Origin of the sequence: Pontibacterium granulatum (assembly GCF_029961155.1) — a bacterium.
GTDB lineage: Bacteria > Pseudomonadota > Gammaproteobacteria > Pseudomonadales > Balneatricaceae > Pontibacterium > Pontibacterium granulatum.
This window is the reverse complement of the sequence record NZ_JASBRH010000008.1, coordinates 30720-52262: the sequence shown is the minus strand read 5'-3', so window position 1 is coordinate 52262 and position 21543 is coordinate 30720. Positions and strand designations below refer to the sequence as shown.

At 55.3% G+C, this 21543-nt stretch carries 20 protein-coding genes; 15 read left to right on the top strand and 5 right to left on the bottom strand.

Annotation, left to right across the window (positions count from 1 at the left end):
* Nucleotides 1-10 precede the first annotated feature (10 nt).
* Both astA and astD read left to right on the top strand, forming a co-directional pair.
* Complete coding sequence (gene astA, locus QKW35_RS09310) at nucleotides 11-1039, top strand: arginine N-succinyltransferase (protein ID WP_282352558.1); 1029 nt, start codon at nucleotides 11-13, stop codon at nucleotides 1037-1039.
* A complete protein-coding gene (gene astD, locus QKW35_RS09305) occupies nucleotides 1036-2523 on the top strand; it encodes a succinylglutamate-semialdehyde dehydrogenase (RefSeq protein WP_282352557.1) in 1488 nt (495 codons plus the stop codon). The genes astA and astD overlap by 4 nt, the downstream gene beginning before the upstream one ends.
* On the opposite strand, the gene QKW35_RS09300 is transcribed toward astD, so the two are convergent.
* Nucleotides 2524-3900 carry a sensor histidine kinase gene (locus QKW35_RS09300; protein WP_282352556.1) on the bottom strand — a complete coding sequence of 459 codons (1377 nt, stop codon included), beginning with the start codon at nucleotides 3898-3900 and terminating at the stop codon, nucleotides 2524-2526.
* Nucleotides 3900-4607, bottom strand: coding sequence for a response regulator transcription factor (locus tag QKW35_RS09295; protein ID WP_282352555.1), 708 nt, complete (start codon nucleotides 4605-4607; stop codon nucleotides 3900-3902). Before QKW35_RS09295 ends, QKW35_RS09300 begins: the two co-directional genes overlap by 1 nt.
* 466 nt (nucleotides 4608-5073) lie before the next feature.
* Between QKW35_RS09295 and QKW35_RS09290 the strand changes: the two genes are divergently transcribed.
* On the top strand, nucleotides 5074-5562 hold the full coding sequence (locus QKW35_RS09290; protein ID WP_282352552.1) for a Spy/CpxP family protein refolding chaperone: 489 nt from the start codon (nucleotides 5074-5076) through the stop codon (nucleotides 5560-5562).
* Between the two features lie 85 nt (nucleotides 5563-5647).
* Here the strand turns inward: QKW35_RS09290 and QKW35_RS09285 are convergent, their stop codons facing one another.
* Nucleotides 5648-6241, bottom strand: coding sequence for a hypothetical protein (locus tag QKW35_RS09285; protein WP_282352549.1), 594 nt, complete (start codon nucleotides 6239-6241; stop codon nucleotides 5648-5650).
* Between the two features lie 73 nt (nucleotides 6242-6314).
* Nucleotides 6315-8045 carry a hypothetical protein gene (locus QKW35_RS09280; protein ID WP_282352546.1) on the bottom strand — a complete coding sequence of 577 codons (1731 nt, stop codon included), beginning with the start codon at nucleotides 8043-8045 and terminating at the stop codon, nucleotides 6315-6317.
* Nucleotides 8046-8505: 460 nt separating this feature from the next.
* Between QKW35_RS09280 and nqrM the strand changes: the two genes are divergently transcribed.
* Nucleotides 8506-8742, top strand: a complete 237-nt coding sequence (nqrM, locus tag QKW35_RS09275) for a (Na+)-NQR maturation NqrM (RefSeq protein WP_282352544.1) — start codon at nucleotides 8506-8508, stop codon at nucleotides 8740-8742.
* Between the two features lie 332 nt (nucleotides 8743-9074).
* Nucleotides 9075-9344 (top strand): SemiSWEET transporter, encoded by a 270-nt coding sequence (locus QKW35_RS09270; protein WP_282352542.1) that lies wholly within the window; start codon nucleotides 9075-9077, stop codon nucleotides 9342-9344.
* A 33-nt stretch (nucleotides 9345-9377) separates the two neighbouring features.
* Here QKW35_RS09270 and QKW35_RS09265 read toward each other — a convergent pair whose 3' ends face one another.
* The gene (locus QKW35_RS09265) at nucleotides 9378-9905 is read right to left on the bottom strand and encodes a protein disulfide oxidoreductase (protein WP_282352541.1); all 528 of its coding nucleotides are present in this window, start codon (nucleotides 9903-9905) and stop codon (nucleotides 9378-9380) included.
* A 433-nt stretch (nucleotides 9906-10338) separates the two neighbouring features.
* Between QKW35_RS09265 and QKW35_RS09260 the strand changes: the two genes are divergently transcribed.
* The 10 genes from QKW35_RS09260 (at nucleotide 10339) to QKW35_RS09215 (ending at nucleotide 21480) form a co-directional block, all read left to right on the top strand.
* Complete coding sequence (locus QKW35_RS09260) at nucleotides 10339-11607, top strand: flavin-containing monooxygenase (RefSeq protein ID WP_282352539.1); 1269 nt, start codon at nucleotides 10339-10341, stop codon at nucleotides 11605-11607.
* A 96-nt stretch (nucleotides 11608-11703) separates the two neighbouring features.
* Nucleotides 11704-12123: a RidA family protein gene (locus tag QKW35_RS09255; RefSeq protein WP_282352537.1), complete on the top strand. Its 420-nt coding sequence runs from the start codon at nucleotides 11704-11706 to the stop codon at nucleotides 12121-12123.
* Between the two features lie 3 nt (nucleotides 12124-12126).
* Nucleotides 12127-12798 (top strand): DUF1028 domain-containing protein, encoded by a 672-nt coding sequence (locus QKW35_RS09250; RefSeq protein ID WP_282352535.1) that lies wholly within the window; start codon nucleotides 12127-12129, stop codon nucleotides 12796-12798.
* A gap of 371 nt (nucleotides 12799-13169) precedes the next feature.
* Nucleotides 13170-14198, top strand: a complete 1029-nt coding sequence (gene dctP, locus QKW35_RS09245; RefSeq protein WP_282352533.1) for a TRAP transporter substrate-binding protein DctP — start codon at nucleotides 13170-13172, stop codon at nucleotides 14196-14198.
* A 105-nt stretch (nucleotides 14199-14303) separates the two neighbouring features.
* Nucleotides 14304-14861 carry a TRAP transporter small permease gene (locus QKW35_RS09240; RefSeq protein WP_282352530.1) on the top strand — a complete coding sequence of 186 codons (558 nt, stop codon included), beginning with the start codon at nucleotides 14304-14306 and terminating at the stop codon, nucleotides 14859-14861.
* Nucleotides 14862-14879: 18 nt separating this feature from the next.
* The gene (locus QKW35_RS09235) at nucleotides 14880-16160 is read left to right on the top strand and encodes a TRAP transporter large permease (protein ID WP_282352527.1); all 1281 of its coding nucleotides are present in this window, start codon (nucleotides 14880-14882) and stop codon (nucleotides 16158-16160) included.
* A gap of 24 nt (nucleotides 16161-16184) precedes the next feature.
* Complete coding sequence (locus QKW35_RS09230) at nucleotides 16185-16658, top strand: universal stress protein (protein ID WP_282352524.1); 474 nt, start codon at nucleotides 16185-16187, stop codon at nucleotides 16656-16658.
* Between the two features lie 358 nt (nucleotides 16659-17016).
* On the top strand, nucleotides 17017-18174 hold the full coding sequence (argE, locus tag QKW35_RS09225; RefSeq protein ID WP_282352522.1) for an acetylornithine deacetylase: 1158 nt from the start codon (nucleotides 17017-17019) through the stop codon (nucleotides 18172-18174).
* A gap of 106 nt (nucleotides 18175-18280) precedes the next feature.
* Entirely contained in the window at nucleotides 18281-19711 is a 1431-nt protein-coding gene (locus QKW35_RS09220) for an APC family permease (protein WP_282352520.1), read from the top strand.
* Between the two features lie 374 nt (nucleotides 19712-20085).
* Nucleotides 20086-21480 (top strand): aminotransferase, encoded by a 1395-nt coding sequence (locus tag QKW35_RS09215; protein WP_282352518.1) that lies wholly within the window; start codon nucleotides 20086-20088, stop codon nucleotides 21478-21480.
* The last annotated feature ends 63 nt before the right edge of the window (nucleotides 21481-21543 follow it).

Here is a 21543-nt window from a genome sequence, read left to right as displayed (position 1 = left end):
GAGGCAACACATGAAAGTGATACGACCTATTTGCGCCGACGATCTGGATATCCTGCACCAGATCGCCATCGACACCGGCCCCGGTTTCACCTCGCTGCCGGATAACCGGGAGCTGCTGGAGCAACGCATCAGCGCCACCCAGAAAGCGCTGCACAGTGACATCCAGAAGTGTGGCCCCGAGCACTACCTCTTTGTGATGGAGGAGACCGACACCGGCGAGGTGGTGGGCACCTGCGGCATCGACGCCGCCGTGGGCCTGACCTCCCCCTTTTACCATTACCGCATCGGCACGGTGGTGCACGCATCCCGCGAACTGAAGGTGCACAACAGCTTCCGCACCCTCTACCTCTGCAACGACTACACCGGTTGCACCGAGGTCTGCACCCTCTACCTGCAACCCGACGCCCGTCACTCCGCCAATGGCAGCCTGCTGTCCAAGAGCCGCTTCCTGTTTATGGCCGAACATCCACAGCGCTTCGCCAAAAAAGTGATCGCCGAGATGCGGGGTTATACCGACGAGCAGGGTCAGTCACCGTTCTGGGATGGCCTGGGTAAACGCTTCTTCTCCATGGAGTACAGCGAGGCAGATTACCTCACCGGCTCCGGCAATAAGGTATTTATCGCCGAGCTGATGCCCAAACACAGCATCTATATCCACCTGCTCCCGGATGAGGCACAGGCCGTGATCGGGACCGTGCACCCCAATACGGAACCAGCCCGCAAGATGCTGGAAAGCGAAGGCTTCCGCTACGAGGAGTATGTGGATATCTTCGACGGCGGCCCCACCCTGGCGATCCGCCTGGACGATATCCGCGCTATTCACAACAGCCGCTACCAAAAAGCCAACATCGGAGAGGTTGACGCCTCTGGCCCCGAGTTCCTGATCAGTAACACAGGACTGGCCGATTTTCGCTGTACCAAGGCCCCCATCGATAACAGCGGCAGTATCACCACCATCAGCCAGGCCACCGCTGACGCACTGCAGGTCAGCGCCGGCGATACCCTGCGCATCGTCGAACTGAAAGGGAGGGTTACATGAACCCGGTCGCATCGTTGTTTATCAACGGCAACTGGATTGCCGGCGAAGGCTCCGCGATGGATTCGCTCAATCCCGGCAACGGGGATCAGATCTGGAAAGGCCACGCCGCCACCGGCAGCCAGGTCAAAGATGCGGTCCAGGCCGCAATCAACGCCTTTCCCGCCTGGTCGGGTCACACCTTCGAACAACGGGTGTCCCATGTGCGCCGCTTCAACGAAGTGGTGGAGCACTACCGCACCCTGCTTGCCGATACCATCGCTCAGGAGACCGGCAAACCGTTCTGGGAAGCGGAAACCGAGGTCGCCGCACTGTTGGGCAAAGCCGAGATCTCCATCCAGGCTTACCTGGACCGTACCCCCAGCGTTGAAGACACTGAGGCGGGCCTGACCAGCCGTTTGCAGCACCGCCCGCATGGCGTAGTGGCAATCTTTGGCCCGTACAACTTTCCTGCCCACCTGCCCAACGGACACATCATGCCAGCCCTGCTGGCAGGCAACACGATCATACTGAAACCCAGTGAACTGACACCGCGCACCGCCGAACTGCTGGTGCACCTGTGGCAGAAAGCAGAACTGCCGGACGGTGTTCTGAACCTGGTACAGGGTGACCGGCACACCGGCGCGGCCTTAGCCTCCCATCCGCAGATAAACGGTCTCTACTTCACCGGCAGCGCAACCACCGGCTGTTACCTGCACGAACAGTTTGCCGGGCAGCCGGAGAAGATCCTGGCGCTGGAGATGGGCGGCAACAACCCGCTGTTGGTCACCGAGGTGAAGGATATCCAGGCCGCTGTGTTTCATACCATCCAGTCCGCCTATATCACCTCAGGTCAGCGCTGTACCTGTGCACGTCGCCTGATCGTGCCGGATGGCCATCCCGGCGACCGCTTTATTGAGGCGTTGGGCAAGGCGGTTCGCCGGATTCAGGTGGGGGCGTACAACCTGCAACCGGCACCGTTTATGGGCGCGATGATCAGCAATATGGCTGTGGATAACGTCATGGGTATGGAGCGGGGGTTAACCGAATCAGGCGCTGAACCTCTGGTTGCGTTGCATCGACCTGATCCGCAATATGCCTACCTGACGCCCGGCCTGATCGATGTAACTGCGGTAAAAGACCGGGAAGACAAGGAGTGCTTTGGCCCCCTGCTGCAGGTCATCCGGGTCACCGACCTGGATGCAGCCATCCTTGAAGCCAACAACACGCGTTTTGGTTTGTCTGCGGGTGTACTGAGCGACAACCCGCAGGTGTTCCACCAGTTCGACCGCAGTGTGCGGGCTGGATTGATCAACTGGAACCGTCCTCTTACCGGTGCCTCCAGCAGGCTGCCGTTTGGCGGCACCGGCATCAGCGGCAACCACCGCGCCAGCGCCTGGTATGCGGCGGATTACTGTGCTTACCCGGTGGCCTCCCAGCTCAGTGAACGACTGCTGCTGCCCGAGGCACAACCACCGGGTCTGACACCCCCGGCGAAAACCGACTGATCAGCGCGGCGCCATCGGCACCCGGATGGTCACGTCCAAACCACCTTCCGGATGGTTACGTGCTTCGATGCTGCCTCTCAAGCGCTGTACGGCACGCTGAGCGATACTCAGGCCCAGTCCATAGCCGTTGTTCTTGCTGGTACTGCGATAGAATGGCTCGAACAGGTGTTCCAGTGCCGACTCGGACACACCGGTGCCGTGGTCACGGATGTTGATCACACACTGACCGGCCTCGTCCGTCAACATCACATCAATCGCCACGTCCTCTTCGGTGTGTTTACAGGCGTTACCCAGAATGTTGTTCAATGCCCGTTCCAGCAGCGCCCGGCTGCCTTCCACCTCGCAGTCACAATCGACGGTGAGATTTACCTTACGCCCGGCGTTGGAGAAACGCACATCCTCAATCATCTCCTGCAGCAGCTTTTTCAGCGCGAACGGCGGTCCGGCCGCTTCGCTGTTCTCCAGCTTGGAGAGGGAAAGAATCTCGCCGATCAAAGCATCCAGACGCTGGCACTCACGAATGATCCGTTGCACTACCTTGTCGTCATCCCCCCAACGCTGCTCCGCCAGCCCGGCAGCAGCCTGCAGACGTGCCAGCGGCGCGCGCAGTTCGTGGGATACGTCCTGCATCAGCTTCTGATGGGTATTCAGCGTCTGCTCCACATACTCGGCCATGCGGTCAAAATCCTGCGCCAGCGCCCCGATCTCGTCGCCGCGGCTGCGCAACGCTGCGTCGGTACGGGTATCCAGTTCACCGCTGTAGATCGCCTGGGTATGGTCACGCAAGCGGTTGATCGGCCGCACGATAATCCAGGTCACCAGGCAGGCGGCGATACCTGACATAAGCATCACTTTCAAACCGATCTGAAAGGAGATTACGATGCGGAGAATATGCAGAATCGACGCGTGTTTCAGGTCGATTGCCACATCCACACGGTAGTTGCGCTGGTGCTCGGTGGTCATATCAAAACTGACCACCTCAAAGGAATCCGGCCAATCCTGATTCGGCCCGACCACCAGTTTGTTGTTGTCCAGATCGGTAATGCGGATCAGATTGCGCTTTTTCCAGCGCTCGAACAGCTCTTCCCGATGCGGTCGACGACTATCGTGGCGCTCATCATCCCAGTCACCGTGGCGTTCAAAACGCCAGGAGCGGATAGGTGGGGGACGTCGGAGCGGTATTTCGCAATCGCCGTCCCCTTCATACCGGTCGATTACCCGCTCCGCGTGCCCCTGTGCGGTTGCAACCACCAGGTTGCGAAAATTACTGCGCTCCGACACGCCGCCAACGATGGCGATGGTCGCTAGCAAAACAATACTGCTGGCGAGCCAGATCGCCAGAAAAATCTTAACAAACAGGCGTTTATACCAACGCATCAGGCACCCCGGATAAACTGGTAACCCACACCACGCACGGTTTTGATTACTTCACACTCGGCCAGCCGTTTGCCCAGTTTCTGGCGCACGCGGCTAACGTGCACATCGATGGCGCGGTCGTAGGCGGTGAGTTTGCGGTGCAGGACCAGCTCGGTCAGTTGTTCTTTGCTGATCACACTGCCTGCGCTGTTCATCAGGTAGGCCAGTACGTTGAACTCGGTACCGGTCAGTTCCAGAGCGTGTCCACCGACCGTGACTTCACGCACGCCCGGGTCCAGCTCGATACCCGCCTCAGCGATGGGCTGGTCGGGGAACAGGGTCTGGTGTTCTTTCGGACCGCTACGGCGCAGTACAGCCTTGATGCGGGCCACCAGCTCGCGGGGATTGCAGGGTTTGCTCAAGTAGTCGTCAGCGCCCATCTCCAGGCCCAGAATGCGGTCGATGTCCTCGCCGCGGCCGGTCAGCATGATCACCGGCAGCTGCAGACGCGGGCGGATCTCCTGCAGCAGGTCCATACCGCTGCGGCCCGGCATCATCACATCCAGGATCATCAGTTGATAACGCTCGGCGCGCTGCAATTTATGCTGTGCTTCATCCGCGTCATGAGCAAACTCCATCTCAAATCCTTCGTGTTCCAGATAATCGCCGATCAGCTCGCACAGCTCGGTGTCATCATCAACCATCAGTAATCGGATCTGTTCGCTCATTTCGGTTCCGCCTCTTTTATCAGTCCTTCAATAATAATGCGCCGTCCGGCCACGCCCAGCCCCATTTACCAAACTTTACACATCCGACACCAAAGTTAACCCAGGACTGAGGGAGAATAGCCCCTGTTCCACAAACCCTACGTCTGGAACCTTTACCACCACCGTCAGGTCTTAAGCGGTGGTGCAGGAAGGCGTTAATAAGTCGCCCCTCAATTGACGTATTAACACCTTCCCCAAACCCCTCGGATGGAGGTGGGTTCGAACGTTTATATCACGCCCCGGCATGAGATAAACAATCCCTCAGTGCTTCGGGCCTCTCCATTCTGTTCTCACCGGCTGACGGATAACGTCCACAGCCGGTTTTTTTTGCCCGCCCTTCGCGATTTACCAATCTTTACATAGCCGCAACCCAACTTAGCGATGACAGGATCAACAATAGACCCAACACTACTTAGGAGATGGAACAATGCGTAAACAACTGATGATTGGTTTGACTGCAGCAACACTGACTCTGGGTGGCCTGGGTACTGCGGTCGCAAGTGGCAAATTGGGGCACGGCCCTGAGGGTATGATGGGTGGTCGTATGCTGGACCGCATGGCCGAGAAACTGGATCTGACCGCTGAACAGCAGAGCCAGGCAGAAGAGATCATGATCGGCAGTTTCAAAGAGATGCGCGAAAACAAACGTGCCATGAAGGATCTGCGCACCAAACTGCACAAGCTGGATCCAACCGCTGCCGATTACAAGCAGAGGTCCGAACAGCTGGCTGCTGATATCGCGGCCGCAACCGAGAAGATGGTGCTGATGCGCTCCGAACAGCGTCAGGCCTTCAACGAGATCCTGACCGACGAGCAGCGCACCGAGTTTGCACAACTGAAAGATCAATGGCAGGAACGCGGCCACCACTATGGCGGCCACGGCGAAGGTAAAGGAGGTAAGCACTGCCGCGACTGATCGGATCTAGCGAATCTGAATCCCACTCCCAACCTTTGCCCTGAGGGGTAAAGGTTGGGGTAACGTTCAACTACCCCCGCGGGGTTCAATGACGCCTGATCGGTTTCAGGTCGCAGCGCAACGTCCCTTTCATAAAACGATCGATCTCGAAGCTTTGGCTGATTCCCCTTCGGAAATCACGGCTGGTGCCCAAAACACGGGTGCAGTCACCACCGTAGCGGTAACTACTGTTTCGGCATAGCTCAACCTCCAAGCCTGACTCGGCAAACGATACACTAGCCTCGCGGCTGTAGCGTTCTTTCCAGTCCTGCATTTTGAGCGTCAGTTGCTCACCCCGCACCAGGTCAAAGGCTTGGGGTTTAGCCGGTTGCCATTTCGAGCTGAATTGCATGTCCACCGGATCAAGCACACACTGCACGATATCGCCGTACTGGGCATTCTGGCGCAGATAGGCCATCGCCTCATATTTGCGCGCTTCCGCCTCGGCCTGTGCCGCCCGCTCTCGCGCCTGGGCTTCGGCCCGCACTTTGTCTAGCTCCGCCTGCTTTTCATAGGCCCGCAGCTGTTCTTCACTGCTCATCCTCGCCCACTCGTCATCATCGATTCCCAGCGGGTGCAGGCTGCAGCCGGTCAGCCACAGCGTCCCCACCACTAACAGCCATTTATTCAGATGTTTCATTCCATTTCCCCCAGTCTTGATGGGCATAGCGTAGGTAGCAAGAGCTGAATAGGAACTGAAAAGGCCCGGTGTCCTATACGGTCGGCTCTGAGCTGCCGGTGTTTACGGCCAACAGACTGTCTTCCGGGTTCGGCAGCTCGTCGAAGTTGAGCGCCTGACGACTCTGCACAATCAGATCGAGCAACTCCTCGGCAAAGCCGGCACGGTTATCCTCGGTCATCCAGCTGCGGTAATCCACCATACTGAGGTTGTCCTGTTTACCCAGCATCCACAAAGTATCGATATAGGCGACAAACTCCTCTTCGTTGGCACGGAACATCTCCTCGATCGCCTGGCTGTTGGGGTGCAGTTGTCCTGCGTCGGTCAAACCCAGCGGCTGGCCGCTGCGAAAGTTGTCGATCAGTTGGTCCAGATCGAACGACACGTCACCGCTGAATCTACGGGCGTCCAACACCAGATCCTGCAAACGTACCATCCGTTGATGGGCTTCGCTCAACAGCCTTTCCTGGGTAGCGGCTCCCGCGCCTTCAAAATGATCCAACCCCATCCACTGCTCCGGCCGTATTGCGCGGCTGTTGCGGCCGGTCTCCCAGGGTTCGAGGCCGTACTGCTGATACACCACCTGCTGGGCAAGGCGGTTGTTTTCCGGAATGGCCTGCCACTCCAGACGGGTGCGCGGCAGTTGATCCATGCGCTGCTGTTTATCCACCAACGTGGTCAGTTGACTATCAACGCTCTTCACAAATGCTTGAATCTGTTCGGCCTGCGGGTGCTCACTGCCATCCTCCAGCATAGCCACTTCATTGTCAGCGGCCACATTGTCTAGCAGATCCTGCAGGCTGAAGCGGGGCTCCAACTCGCCAAGCTGGTCATAAAATGCCGTGCTCATCGACTGGAAGCTGGTCTGATAGTCGGCCAGTATGGCGCGGCGTTCGCTGTGCATCAGTTCGCTGGCAACGGCATGCTTCATCATGCCCGCGTCTCCCAGGCGCAGGGCCAGGTCAATACTGTGTTGCATCATTGCGTTTGCCGCTTCCAGGTCGTAACGCTCCAGCAATGGCATATCCATCGTATCCATCGGTATGCCAAGCGGTCCGAAGTTCTCCAGTTGCTGTCCATCACCTCCGGCACTGAGTTGGAATGAGGTGGAGTCGAGCAATCCTTGTGCCCCCGCGTATTTGCCGTTCAGACCGCTGTAGCGGTGCTTCTCCACCAACTGATCCATCGCCAACGGACGCTCGATCTGCTTTTCATCGAGCCAGCCGGATAGGTTGTCAGGACACGCTTTCAGGTCTTCGTAGGTTTGTTGCATCGCGTCGATCTGATCGCGGTTTTCCACCCAGAACGCTTCGACTTTGTCTGCTTTGGGTACTAACGAACCATCGGAATTTTCGCTGGGTTTACGACCTGCCAATACGTTGTCCAATAACTCATCCAAGTCGGTGGATGCTGGGTAATTATCCTGCAGGTTTTCAGCCAGGGTGTTGGAGAGGCTGAAGAAATCGTCCATATAGCTGGAGGCAATCTGACGACGCTCCGCGGTCATCTGTTCCAGATACCCCGCAGCCTGCCGGCCTAGTTCACCTTCACCCGACAATCCCCACCAAAGGCTGTTGATCTCTTCGCTCCATTGAGTAATTCGGAAGCGGTCCATAGTATTAACCGACATCACATTTAAGCCGGAGCTGTTTTCACCCACCAGCCCTTCCGCTTTGAGTTCCTGAAATTCTTCACGGGTTGCTGAGTGTGCGTGGATCTGACCCGGCGCAACGCCCGCTAGCAGTGTCGAGAGGGAGATATTCATATGCAGTCCTTGCCCATTCCATTGTTATCGTTTTCTGGGAAATTCGGTGTTACGTCGCACCATCGAAGCGGCAATAACTGTCCTCTGTTTGCCCCTGACATCTGCTCAATCGGCAAACAGATGAACAATCCTGTCGCTAAAATCCCAAAAAAAACGCTCGCCACTTTTTCCAGCAATTTCCATACCCAGCATCGCTACTCGAAGAGTAAATTTCATAACGCGGACAACAGACGCCTTTTCATGGACGCACAAAACGTGCAAACAACATACACTTTAAATATGAGCATGATGGCATTAGACTTAGCGCGCACAAACTGACCAGCACAGGCGGAGAAGTGGTACAATTGCTCAAATTACCGCCTGGTGCGGCTATGCGTATAATCGAATTGTTCCCTGCTGAACGCCTCTGGTGATACTTAAGGGCCTCTCAGCAGCTTTGCCCACTTACAGGAGGTGGCTAATGGAAACCGTATTTCTTGCCTTTGTTGTATTGCTGGTTGTGATCGTAGGTGCATCCGTGGGTGTACTGATGGGCCGTAACCCAATCAAAGGCTCCTGCGGTGGTGTTGGTAAGGCGATGGGCGAAGAAAACTACATCTGCCCGGTATGCGGTGACGATCCGAACAAGTGTGAAAGCGAGAACGAAAAAACCGCTGCTGCCAAAACGGACGAACTGTCTTACGAACTGACCAAGTAACAGCACGATATCTCATACAATAAAGGGGCTTACTGAGTAGCCCCTTTATCTTTTCCGCCCCTGCGTCTCGAATGCAACGCACGTCAGATCCTGATCCGCACCCAAAGCCCCTTTAGCACTACCCAAATTTATGTGATTCAAGGATCACATAAATTTCACATTAAAAAGCTTTATTTGCCGCCAATTGCTTGCAACGTCTGAAAAACAAACCTAATCTCGCCAAACTTGCCCGAGCTTAGCCGATCGGATTTGCACCGCTTTTCCAATATTTACCCAAGGCAGGCCCGCGCTCTGTTGCCCACTAGCGGGCAAACCCAGATGAGACATAATTGATGGATAGCACCACGATAATCGGGCTGATGGCCGCCTTTTGCACCACCTGCGCCTTTGTGCCCCAGGTAATCCAGATCCTGCGTACCGGCAACGTGGATGGGATCTCACTGCATATGTACACCATCTTCACACTGGGTGTCGCCCTGTGGTTAACCTACGGCATCATCATGGATGACCTGCCGATGTTGCTCGCCAACATGGTGACACTGGTGCTGGCATTGATGGTACTGTGGCTTACGCTACGTAAACGCATGCAGAATAAGAAGTAACGTTCATAATGGCGGTTGTGAATAACGGAAGCGTTATATAAATCGCGCCAGCCAGAGTTTAAAGCGCATCCCCCACTCACTGCTCAAGCCGGCGCTCACCTGCGTAATCTCACCCTCGGTGTTCAGGTAAAACAGACTCGGTGTAATGGTCACACCCCATTGTTGGCTGATCAGTCCGTTATCATCGTTCAGGGTGGTAAATTGGTAACCGTGTTGGTCCATGTACTGCTGCACCTCGGTATCGCTTCCCGAGGCCAGCACAATCGTCAGTACGTTGTTGTCATGCGCTATATCGCTGACTGCAGGGGATGTGAGACTGCAGATGCCACACCAACTGCCCCAGAAGTACACCAGCAGCGAGCCTTTCGCGAGTTCATCCTGCAGGTTGTAGGTTTTGCCCTCCAGCGTGTTCAACACCAGCGCTGGAGCAACACCCGAGACCATATTGCGCTGTTGATAAAACGCCACCGCCGACACGATCACAACCATGATCAGCACAGTTTTCAGCTGGGAGAACCACCATGCGGAGGTAAGCAAACGTTGTTTCAGCGCGCTTATCATCGTATTTATCCATACCATCCAATTCTATTTTCATGCCACATAGTCGCTGTCGGTAGACCGTCCCACGACGGTTTCATTCCAACCGAATGAGCGCGTAACCCTACCTAAATTGCGCGCTAGTTTTCCATTCATCACGCTGAAACGCACGTATCTTTGGGCCTGAAGCCCTGCATAATTTTTTCTGATCCATTTGTAAGTTTAATAATATTTTAACGATGCAACGTTTCCCCATAACCTGAACAGGCAATCGGAGGAGACTGTTATGACCGCTGTCGTGACTCCCACTAGAAGGCCTGAGCCTCTGGAGTCCTGGTTAGTTGATCCTTCGCAGATGGGTTGAGTGCATCAAATCCAGGACGCCCAGCAACGCGCCTGACACCTCTGAACCATCACCCCGTTGAACAACTGAATAACAAAAAAGTAGGACTCAGACATGACAGTTGAAAAAATCGAAATTGATACGCTTGTTGTTGGCGCCGGTCAGGCGGGTGTAGCCATGAGTGAACACCTGAGCAAACAAGGCGTTCCTCATCTGGTTCTGGAGCGCGATCGTATCGCTGAGCGCTGGCGCACAGCCCGTTGGGATTCCCTGGTTGCCAACGGCCCGGCTTGGCACGATCGTTTTCCTGGTCTGGAGTTCGAAGATCAGGATCCTGATGCATTCGTACCAAAAGAGCGCATTGCGGATTACTTTGAAGACTACGCTGAAAAATTCAATGCACCGATTCGTACCGGTGTAGAGGTCAAGAGCGTTACCCGTAACGAAAACAATGCAGGTTTCACCATTGAGACCTCTGAAGGCACCATCTTGGCAAACCGCGTTGTTGCGGCGACCGGTCCATTCCAGGTGCCGGCGATTCCACCCATCGCGCCTAAAGACGACAACCTGATGCAGATCCACTCTGCAGATTACCGCAACCCGGAACAGTTGCCTGAAGGTGGTGTACTGGTAGTCGGCGGCGGTTCCTCCGGTGCGCAGATCGCAGACGAACTGCAGCGCGCAGGGAAGAAGGTATACCTGTCTATCGGTGCGCATGACCGTCCACCACGCTCATACCGCAACCGCGACTTCGTATGGTGGTTGGGTGTTCTAGGTCTGTGGGACGTGCCTGCGATGAAACCGGGTACAGAGCACGTAACCATCGCAGTAACCGGTGCGCATGGTGGCAAAGGTACTGTTGATTTCCGCGCAATGGCGCACCAGGGTGTGACGCTGGTAGGTCTGACCGAAGCTTTCAACGACGGCAAAGTGACCTTCAAGGGTGATCTGGTAGAAAACATTGCTCGCGGTGATCAGAACTACAACGAGTTGCTGGACGCAGCTGATGCCTACATCGAGCGTAACGGCCTGGATCTGCCGGAAGAACCAGAAGCACGTATCAAGCTGGAAGATCCAGAGTGCATGGTGAATCCGATTCGTGAACTGGACCTGGCTGAAGCAGGTATCACCTCCATTGTTTGGGCAACCGGTTTTGGTCTGGACTACGGTTGGTTGAAAGTTGATGCCTTTGATGAGAATGGCAAGCCAGCCCACCAGCGTGGTGTATCCAACGAGCCAGGCATTTACTTTGTTGGCCTGCCATGGCTGTCCCGTCGCGGCTCCACCTTCATCTGGGGTGTATGGCACGACGCAAAACACATTGCTGACCACATCGCGACCCAGCGTAAGTACCTGGAGTACCGCGACCCATCTCAGCTGTAACACCGGGACGTAGCACCAAACCAGCATCAAGATAGGCCTGCGGGCCTATCTCCTTTTTCAGACAGACATATATGTCAGCATTTTGGGAGTCAGTTAATGCCTACGCATACTCGCATCCGCATGTTTAACACCAAAGAGACCTATCCAAATCAGACGCTGGATAACGATCTCTGCCAGGCAGTGCGTGCCGGCAACACCGTTTATGTTCGTGGCCAGGTGGGCACCGATTTTGACGGTAATCTGGTTGGCCTGGGTGATCCTCGCGCGCAGACCGAACAGGCGATGAAAAACGTCAAACAGTTGCTGGAAGAAGCGGGCTCCGACATGAGCCACATAGTTAAAACCACCACCTACATCACCGATCCCCGTTTCCGTGAAGCAGTCTACGGCGAAACAGGTAAGTGGATGAAAGGTGTGTTCCCGATCTCCACCGGTCTGGTCGTACAGGCACTGGCCCAGCCAGAGTGGCTGATGGAGATCGACGTTATCGCTGTGATCCCAGAAGAAGAGGCCTAAGCCATGACCTTTTCCGTTGCGGGCATCTGCCCGGATACCGGCATGGTCGGTTGTGCGATCACCTCCTCCAGCATCTGTGTCGCCAGCCGTTGCGCCTTCGTGCGCAGCGGCACCGGCGTCGCGCTGACTCAGAACATCACCAACCCCAACCTGGGACCGCTGGCGCTGGATCTGCTGCAGGAGGGCCAATCTCCTCAACAGGTGATGGCGGCGTTGGCCGAAGCAGACAGCGATGTGCAATGGCGTCAGTTAGGCGTTTTGAATACTGCCGGTGAAGGCACCACTTTCAGCGGTGAACAGGCGCTGGGGATCTTCTCCACAGCCGAAGGCCAGAACTGTATTGCCATGGGCAACCTGCTGGAGAATACCGGCGTACCCCAGGCGATGATCGACCGCTTCGAAAGCAGTAGCGGGCACCTGGCCGAGCGGCTGCTAAGCGCACTGGAAGCCGGACTTGCCGCCGGTGGCGAACTGGGTCCGGTGCACTCTGCCGGCCTGCTCGTCGCCGCTCAACCGCAGTGGCCGGTGGTGGACCTGCGCGTTGATTGGCATATCGAGCCGATCAATGAACTACGCATGGTGTGGCAAAACTACGAGCCACAGATGCAGGCCTATATCACCCGTGCAAAAGATCCGTCTAACGCCGAATCCTTTGGTGTACCCGGTGACGAGTAATATCAGTCGGTGTTTTTTTATTTGAAACAACGCTGACTATATTACGACACCACTCACTATCAGGCTCCTTTTTACTGCTTTCTAACCAGCAGTAATTTAAATAGGGGCCTGTCTCAACATGCCCGCATGCTTTTAACTGCGGTAATTTTATTTTCCTATCCGACACCCTTTCCACATCATTTCTTTTTCATATCCATTACTACAAATAAAACTATTTTAACCCCCCCCTGCTCCACTAAGGTATTTAGTGCTGAATTTAACCATACAAAAAACATGGACGATCAGCTTACCGATGGGATTTAAAAAAGGCGTTATTCCTTTCTAAAACCCGTCGTTCTTTCCAGAACAAAGATAATAACTGGAGTATCTAGATGCTATTAATGAAACGTTTCAAGCAAGCGATTGCAGCACTCGCCTTTGGTGGTTTCGCCCTGATGTCTCAGGCAGAAACATGGAAATATGCCATCGAGGTATCGCAAGGCGATATACAGGACCTTTACGCCCAGGAGTTTAAAAAGCGCATTGAACAGAAAACCAGTGGCGAGGTAGAAGTAAAAGTATTCTACGGCGGCACCCTGGGCACCTCTGCTGATGCCACAGAACTTGTCGCAGATGGTGCCCTGCAGTTTGCCAATATCTCCTTAGGCCACCTAGGTTCATTTGTGCCTGAAATCCAGCTGTTTTCCATTCCGTTTATTCTATCGGAAAACAACGACGTTAATAAAAAACTGATGACTGAGTCTAAAACGGTTTATCAAGGTATGTCGGGTGACTTTGCAAAAAGCGGTTTGCGCCTGATGAGTATTTATTCTGAAGGTGAAGACGCCTGGGCAACCAATAAAGCGATCCGCTCACCTCAGGATCTGGATAACTTCAAAATGCGTATCCTTGTTTCACCGATGCAGGTAGAAGCCTTCAAGGATATGGGCTCCAGCCCAACCCCACTGCCGTTTGGCGAAGTGTACGGTGCGCTGCAGCTGAAAACCATCGATGGCGTAGGCAACCCAATCTCCTCCATCTACCAGAGTAAGTTCTTTGAAGTGACCGATTATCTGGTATCGGCCCGCCACCAACTGTTCACCAGCTCCATCATCTCCGGCAGCGACTGGTTTGATGCGCAGTCCTCTGAACGCCAGCAGATGATCAAGGACACCATGAAAGAGGTAACCAACTACATGATGGATGAGGTGCCTCGTCTGGAGCAGGCGTTCCTGGACAAGATCCTAAAGGAAAAACCGGCGATGACCTACATCAGCCTGTCCGAGCAGGAACGGGATCAGTTCCGCGACCGTGCTGAGCAGACTCGCCAGAAGTTCGTCAGCATGGTCGGTGATAATGGCCAGCAGGTGCTGGACAACTTCCTGAATGAACGTGCGCAGTTGGAGCAGGCACTCAACTAAGCCGCGTTCTCAGATCTGCCTACAGAGGCTTGCCTGTCACCGCTTGATTTAAGCCAGCGGCGGGCAAGGCCTCCCTATTATCCGACAGCCACTTCAGGTCATTTTATGTCCCACCAAGTATTTCATCGACTGAATCAGCTCGACCACTGGCTAGGCCGCATCGAAGCCTTCAGTTTATCCGCCGGTATCCTGCTGATGGCGTTGAACACCATCGTTAATGTCTTTGGCCGCTACCTATTTTCCCAAAGCCTGTACTTTTCCGAAGAGCTGAACCAGATGCTGATGGTCTGGATCACCTTTATGGGGCTGGGTTACGTGACCCGTAAAGGACGGCATATCCGTATGTCGGCGATCTATGACCTGCTATCAGACCGCAACAAGAAGTTACTGATGCTGCTGATCACACTCAGCACCGCACTGACCCTGTTCCTGCTCAGTTATTACGCATCCCTGTACGTGGCCAAAATGGCCCGCCGGGGCATGCTGACCGCCGCCCTGCAGATCCCGATGTACTGGACACTGCTGGTCGTGCCGCTGGGCTTTTTAATCGGCGGCCTGCAATACAGTCTGGCCTTTGTGCGTAACCTGCGCAGCCCGGATATCTACCTCTCTTATCACGCGCTGGATGTTTACGACGAAAGTCAGCAAAGCCAGTCGATCTGAAGATTCAAGGATACCGTTATGACTGCAGTGATGTTAAGCATCATGCTGGTGCTTCTGCTGCTGGGATTCCCGATGATGATGCCGCTGATCATCGCCACCCTAGCCGCGTTTTTTCTCTTTTTCGATATGCTGAACCCCACGATAATCGTGCAGCAGATGGTCAGTGGCGTGAAACCCACGGCACTGATCGCCATCCCCATGTTTATCTTTGCCGCCGACATCATCACCCGCGGTCACTCCGCCGATCGTCTGATCGATCTGGTGATGCGCTTCGTCGGGCATATCCGCGGCGGGCTGGCCGTCACCGTCGCCGCCACCTGTACGCTGTTTGGCGCGGTGTCCGGTTCGACCCAGGCCACCGTGGTGGCGGTGGGCGGACCGATGCGTCCGCGTATGCTGAAAGCCGGCTACGACGACGCCTTCACCATGGCGTTGACCATTAACGCCTCCGATATCGCCTTCCTGATCCCGCCCAGCATCGGCATGATCGTCTATGGTGTGCTGTCGGGCACCTCCATCTCCGAGCTGTTTATCGCCGGGATCGGCCCCGGATTGCTGATTCTGGCCATGTTTTCGCTATACGCCGTGATCTATGCCCGGATCAAGCAGATTCCGACCGAACCCAAGGCGGAGTGGGCCAGTCGCATCCTAGCGATGAAACGGGCGATCTGGCCGGCGGGCTTTCCCCTGATCGTCGTGGGCGGTATCTATGGCGGGGTGTTTAGCCCCAGTGAAGCGGCATCCATCTGCGTGCTGTATGCGATTATTCTGGAAGTGTGCATCTTTCGCTCGGTCAAAATGCGGGAACTGGCGGACATTGCCTTATCCACCGGCCTGGTCACCGCGGTGGTCTTCATCCTGATAGGGGCCGGTGCTGGCTTTTCCTGGGCACTCTCCTATGCAGAAGTCCCCCAGACCATCATTGCTGGCCTGAATCTGGCAGAAGCCAACTCCACCACGGTGCTGATCACCATCGCGATCGCGTTTTTTGTCGGCTGCATGTTTGTGGATCCCATCGTGGTGATGCTGATCCTGATCCCGATCTTCCTGCCGGTGATCCGCTCCTCCGGCCTGGATCCGGTACTGGTGGGCATCATGATCACCCTGCAGGTTGCGATCGGCTCAGCCACCCCGCCCTTCGGCTGCGACATTTTCACCGCAATTGCCATCTTCCGTCGTCCTTACATGGAGGTTATCCGCGGTACACCACCGTTTATCTTGATGCTGCTGATCTCGTCCGTTCTGCTGGTGCTGTTTCCGCAAATTGCCCTGTTCCTGCGGGACTTGTCGATTCAATAAAACCACGGTCAAAGGAAAAATTTGATGAATGATCAAAGTGATGCACAGCCGTTTCAGCACCTGCTGCTGGCCGTTGATGGCTCGAAAAATGCCAATCGCGCCCTGCAAACAGCGGCACAGATCGCCCAGCAGTTTCATAGCAGGATCACCCTGCTCAGCGTCTACCGGCATATCTCCTACACCAACCGGCGCTACAACCAGATCCGCTTTGGCCCAATCGACGATGCCAGCCCGGTAGAGCTGTCCTTAAAAGCGATCGCCGAGGAAGTCCTGCATGAAGCGCAGAAAACACTGAACGATCTCGGCATCAACCAGATCGAGGTGCTTATCCGTCGCGGTGCCCCGGCCACCACTATCCTTAAAGCCGCTGAAGAGAAGGCGGCGGATACCATCATGATGGGATGCCGCGGGCTGGGTGAGATCGAAGGCCTGCTGCTGGGCAGCGTCTCTCACAAGGTCAACTCACTGTCCAAGTGCACCTGCATTACGGTGCGTTAGACATCAACTCAACGCGCCTCCACGAACAACCGAATGAAACAACCGGAGGCGCGCCCCCCCCTTTATAGCTAGCCTCCATAGGGGGTGACATGTTGAGTGGATGGGAAACAGACTCTGGATAGCTTTTTCTTATCCTCTTCAAAAATTAATAATATTTTAATGATACTCGCGCACCGCCTATCCTCAGGGAACAGATGAACAATTGATTTTCATCAATTTCTGTACCCCCCAACTGATCGCAGTTGTTCACGGCTCAACCGGTCAGGCTCTCATCTCAGACATCTGTACAGGATCAACAAGCACGGCCATGGAGGGCGCCTTGTTATAGGGATCAAACGATTAACACGCAGGAGTAGATATGGCCCAGTCGCTGACAATTGAAATCCTCGACAAGCTGATCAGTTTCGATACCACCAGCTGCAACTCCAACCTGGAGCTGATGGAGTATGTTCAGCAATACCTGGAAGCGCATGGCGTTAACAGCACCCTGGTGTATGACGAGCAGGGCAGCAAGGCCAACCTTTATGCCACCATCGGTCCGCAGGAAAAATCCGGTGTGATGCTGTCCGGCCATACCGATACCGTGCCTGTCACCGGTCAGAACTGGAGCAAAGAACCGTACCGGCTAACCCGCGAAGACGACCGCCTCTACGGTCGCGGCACCACCGATATGAAAGGCTTTATTGCAGCGGCACTGGCCGCGGTTCCCGCGATGCTAAAGCAGCCGCTGCATACCCCGATCCACCTGGCATTTTCCTACGATGAAGAGATCGGTTGTGTGGGCGTACGTCGCCTGATCGATACCCTCCAGGGCCACCCGCTGAAACCGGCCATCTGCATTATCGGCGAACCGACCTCGATGAACGTGGTCACCGCCCACAAAGGCAAGCTGGCGGCACGTGTAACCGTAAAAGGTAAAGAGTGTCACTCCGGCCTCGCGCCACAGGGCGTGAACGCGGTGAACTACGCCGCCCGCCTGATCACCTGGCTGGAAAACCTGGCTCGGGAAAAACGTCAGTACGGTCCGTTCGAAGAGGGTTACGAGATCCCTTACAGCACGGTGCACACCGGCGTGGTCAACGGCGGCACAGCCCTCAACATCGTACCGAACCACTGCGAATTCCTGTTCGAGATCCGCAATATCGCCGCCGAAGATCCCCGCGATCTGCTGGCACAGTTCCAGGTATATATCGACAAGCTGATCCGCGAGATGCGTATCACCGGCACCAACTGCGATATCAGTGTCGAGATCACCACCGAATACCCCGGCCTCAGAACCGCTGACGACGCTGAGGTTGTGGCCTTTGTTCAGAAACTGGCAGAGGCGGACTCAACCACCACCGTTAACTTCGGTACCGAGGGTGGATTGTTCAGCAACGTACTGGGTATCCCGACCGTTGTGTGCGGCCCCGGCAGCATGGACCAGGGCCACAAGCCGGACGAGTTTATCCACGAACAACAATTAGCATTGTGTGATTCCTTTATCGGGCGTCTGATCAACGAACTCAGCGCCTGATCGCCAGAGGAGGAGAACTAACAGAAAGACCCCGAGTTATCACCCATGACTCATACTTAGAACAACCTGATAGCAAAAATATAAAAAACGAATTCAGGAGAAGAAAATGTCTGACAACACAATACTCGCCCCCAGCGCTGGCATGACCGACAGTCAGACCAGCCAGAAGACAGGCTTCAGCCGCGTGCTGGGTCTGGGCTCCCTGCTGGCGGTTGCTGTCGGCCTGGTCGTATCCCAGGGCGTTATGGTTCTTATGCTACAGGGTGCCGGCATCGCCGGACTGGGCTTTATCATCCCACTCGCCGTGGGGTATCTGCTGGCTCTGACCTATGTGTACTCGTTTTCCGAGTTATCCCTGATGATCCCGCGAGCGGGCAGTCTCAGTAGCTACACCGAAGTCGCCATCGGCCACTTCCCCGCTATTCTGGCGGTGTTCTCCGGCTACGTTGTGGTAGCCATGTTCGCGCTCTCTGCAGAACTGCTGCTGGTCGACTTCATCATCGACAAGATCTACCCGGGTATCTTCCCGAAATACACCGTGGGTTTTAGCCTGCTGGCACTCTTTACCGGTCTTAACCTGATGGGTATCGACGTCTTCGCCAAGCTACAGTCGGCGCTCGCGTTCATCATGGTCGTAGTTCTACTGATCCTCGGTCTGAGTGCGGTAGGTGGGTTCGTGAACCCGCATCCGGAAGGTATCGACCTGACCTCTACCTGGAACCCGTTGGGTGCCGAAGTGATCACCCTGGTCGCGCTGGCGATCTGGGGTTACGTGGGTGCGGAGTTTGTCTGCCCGCTGGTGGAAGAGTCCAAGAACCCGGAGCGCAACATCCCACGCTCCATGATCATCGGTGTGACCGTGATCTTCGTTACTATCGCGATCTATTGCCTGGGCGCACTGCTGTATATCCCGGCGGATGACCTGGCCGGTTCTGCCCTGCCACACTACGACTTTGCCAAAGCGGTCTTTGGTGATGTGGGTTTGACCTTCCTGGCGATCGCCGCCGTAACCGCAACCTGTTCCACCGTGAACACCTCCCTGGCAGCGATCCCGCGTATGCTCTACGGTATGGCGCAAAACGGCCAGGCGTTCCCACAACTGAAAAAGCTGACCAAAACCACCAAGACCCCTTGGGTTGCCGTGCTGTTCACCGCAGCGATTACCGGACTACCGATGATTGTGATGGGTGACAACCCGGATGCGATCGGCCTGCTGCTAATCTCCGCAGCCATTGCGTGGTTGCTGGCGTACATCATTACCCACGTAAACGTGATTGCGCTGCGTAAGCGTTACCCGGACATCAAGCGTCCGTACAAGACACCGTTCTACCCGCTGCCACAGATCGTTGGTATTGCCGGCATGATCTACGCAGTGATCTACGCATCACCCGCGCCCGAGCTGAGCAACCAGATCTTTGGTGCCGCCGGTGTAGTACTGGGTATCGTCTCTGTCATCGGTGTGTTCTGGGTGAAATTCGTGATGAAGAAAAACCTCTTCACCCCAGAGCCGATCGAAAAGGCGCTGGACGCAGAATAAACACTGTACGCTCCCTTACCCGTCCCTGTGCCGCTCCCCTGGCACACGGACAGGTCTCCGGGCTGGTCGCACACGCGGCCAGCCCTTTCTCTTTTTTACTCCCGTTCAAGGCAGATCCAGGCAATGGCAGCCACAGCAGCGCACCCGTTTCTATACTTAGGGTAGAGGAAGATTCGAATGAGCCCCGTGGGCGCTCTGCAAACAGGGCTTGTTCGCATCTTCCTTATGGATTTTTTAATGCCACGGGTATTGGATAGGTTTTTCTGATACAGGAAAACAGAAATTAATATTTTATCAATGCTAAGCAAAGCCCTAACCTAAAACCTCAGGCGACTCGGCATATAAAGAATCACAAATGAGGAGCAATCTCGAAAATGTCCGACAATAAAAACATCGATATGAAGCAAGTGTGGCAGCAGGACAAAGACCACTACATCCACCCTTGGACCGACTTCTCTACCTTCAAAGAAACCGGCTCTATGGTATTGGCCGACAGCGACAATGTTCATGTTCAAGATGGTGAAGGACGCAAGTACCTGGACGGCATCGGCGGCCTCTGGTGTGTAAACATCGGTTACGCCCGCGAAGAGATGGCCCAGGCGATTGCTGATCAGGTTCGAAAGATCCCTTATTACTCCTGCTTCGGTCACCACACCACGGTTCCCGCGGCACAGCTGGCAGCGAAGCTGGCCGAACTGGCGCCGGGCAACCTGAACCATGTGTTCTACGGTTGTGGTGGTTCCGTAGCCAACGATACCGCCGTACGCATTATCCACTTCTACTTCAACCAGTTGGGTAAGAAGACCAAGAAGAAGATTATCTCCCGTATCGACGGTTACCACGGCAGCACCTACATGGCGATGTCTATCACCGGTGTGAAGTTTGACCATATCGGCTTTGATATCGACGAGCAGCTGGTACACCACATCTCCTGCCCGAACCCATACCGTCGTCCGGAAGAGCAGAGCCTGGAAGATTTCTGTAACGAGAAGGTGCAGGAGCTGGAAGACAAGATCCTGGAGCTGGGCCCGGACAACGTGGCAGCCTTCTTCGCCGAGCCAATCATGGGTGCCGGCGGTGTCATCGTGCCACCCGAGGGTTACCACAAGAAAACCCTGGATGTATGTCGCAAGTACGGCGTGCTGTACGTATCCGACGAGGTAGTAACCGCATTTGGCCGTCTGGGCCACATGTTCGCCTCCGAAGACGAATTCGGCATCGTGCCGGACATCATCACCTGTGCCAAAGGCCTGACCTCCGGTTACCTGCCACTGGGTGCAACCATCCTGTCCGACGACATCTACGAGGTGATCAGCAAGCCACAGGCAGACGGTGCAATCTTCACCCACGGATTCACCTACTCCGGCCACCCGGTGAGCTGTGCTGCCGGTGTGACCAACATCGAGATCATGGAACGCGAAAACATCTGTGGTCTGGTAAAAGACCTGGGCGCGTACTTCGAAGAGCAGGTGAAGACCCTGATCGATCTGCCGATTGTGGGTGACGTTCGCGGCCGTAAGTACATGATGTGTATCGAAAACGTCGCTAACAAAGAGACCAAAGAGCTGATCGATCCAGATGCAAAGGTGGGTAACCGCATCGCCGAACACTGTCAGGCTCGAGGTCTGATCGTACGTCCACTGGCACACATGAACGTACTGTCTCCGCCACTGACCCTGAGCAAGGAAAACATCGACTTCCTGGTTGCTACGCTGCGCGAAAGTATCGAAGCCACCATGGAAGATCTGAAACGCGATGGTTTCCTGTAAGCTCCCTTAACCCATGCTCGACTCCACCACCGGTAACAGCCGGTGGTCCTTTTCCGTTGATGG

Coding starts and splice junctions, on each gene's coding strand:
- QKW35_RS09260 (WP_282352539.1), top strand. CDS start 10,339: ATGACAGTTGAAAAAATCGAAATTGATACGCTTGTTGTTGGCGCCGGT.
- QKW35_RS09270 (WP_282352542.1), top strand. CDS start 9,075: ATGGATAGCACCACGATAATCGGGCTGATGGCCGCCTTTTGCACCACC.
- QKW35_RS09280 (WP_282352546.1), bottom strand. CDS start 8,045: ATGAATATCTCCCTCTCGACACTGCTAGCGGGCGTTGCGCCGGGTCAG.
- argE (WP_282352522.1), top strand. CDS start 17,017: ATGGCCCAGTCGCTGACAATTGAAATCCTCGACAAGCTGATCAGTTTC.
- nqrM (WP_282352544.1), top strand. CDS start 8,506: ATGGAAACCGTATTTCTTGCCTTTGTTGTATTGCTGGTTGTGATCGTA.
- QKW35_RS09235 (WP_282352527.1), top strand. CDS start 14,880: ATGACTGCAGTGATGTTAAGCATCATGCTGGTGCTTCTGCTGCTGGGA.
- QKW35_RS09285 (WP_282352549.1), bottom strand. CDS start 6,241: ATGAAACATCTGAATAAATGGCTGTTAGTGGTGGGGACGCTGTGGCTG.
- QKW35_RS09250 (WP_282352535.1), top strand. CDS start 12,127: ATGACCTTTTCCGTTGCGGGCATCTGCCCGGATACCGGCATGGTCGGT.
- QKW35_RS09265 (WP_282352541.1), bottom strand. CDS start 9,905: ATGATAAGCGCGCTGAAACAACGTTTGCTTACCTCCGCATGGTGGTTC.
- QKW35_RS09300 (WP_282352556.1), bottom strand. CDS start 3,900: ATGCGTTGGTATAAACGCCTGTTTGTTAAGATTTTTCTGGCGATCTGG.
- QKW35_RS09215 (WP_282352518.1), top strand. CDS start 20,086: ATGTCCGACAATAAAAACATCGATATGAAGCAAGTGTGGCAGCAGGAC.
- QKW35_RS09230 (WP_282352524.1), top strand. CDS start 16,185: ATGAATGATCAAAGTGATGCACAGCCGTTTCAGCACCTGCTGCTGGCC.
- QKW35_RS09240 (WP_282352530.1), top strand. CDS start 14,304: ATGTCCCACCAAGTATTTCATCGACTGAATCAGCTCGACCACTGGCTA.
- dctP (WP_282352533.1), top strand. CDS start 13,170: ATGCTATTAATGAAACGTTTCAAGCAAGCGATTGCAGCACTCGCCTTT.
- astA (WP_282352558.1), top strand. CDS start 11: ATGAAAGTGATACGACCTATTTGCGCCGACGATCTGGATATCCTGCAC.
- QKW35_RS09295 (WP_282352555.1), bottom strand. CDS start 4,607: ATGAGCGAACAGATCCGATTACTGATGGTTGATGATGACACCGAGCTG.
- QKW35_RS09220 (WP_282352520.1), top strand. CDS start 18,281: ATGTCTGACAACACAATACTCGCCCCCAGCGCTGGCATGACCGACAGT.
- QKW35_RS09290 (WP_282352552.1), top strand. CDS start 5,074: ATGCGTAAACAACTGATGATTGGTTTGACTGCAGCAACACTGACTCTG.
- astD (WP_282352557.1), top strand. CDS start 1,036: ATGAACCCGGTCGCATCGTTGTTTATCAACGGCAACTGGATTGCCGGC.
- QKW35_RS09255 (WP_282352537.1), top strand. CDS start 11,704: ATGCCTACGCATACTCGCATCCGCATGTTTAACACCAAAGAGACCTAT.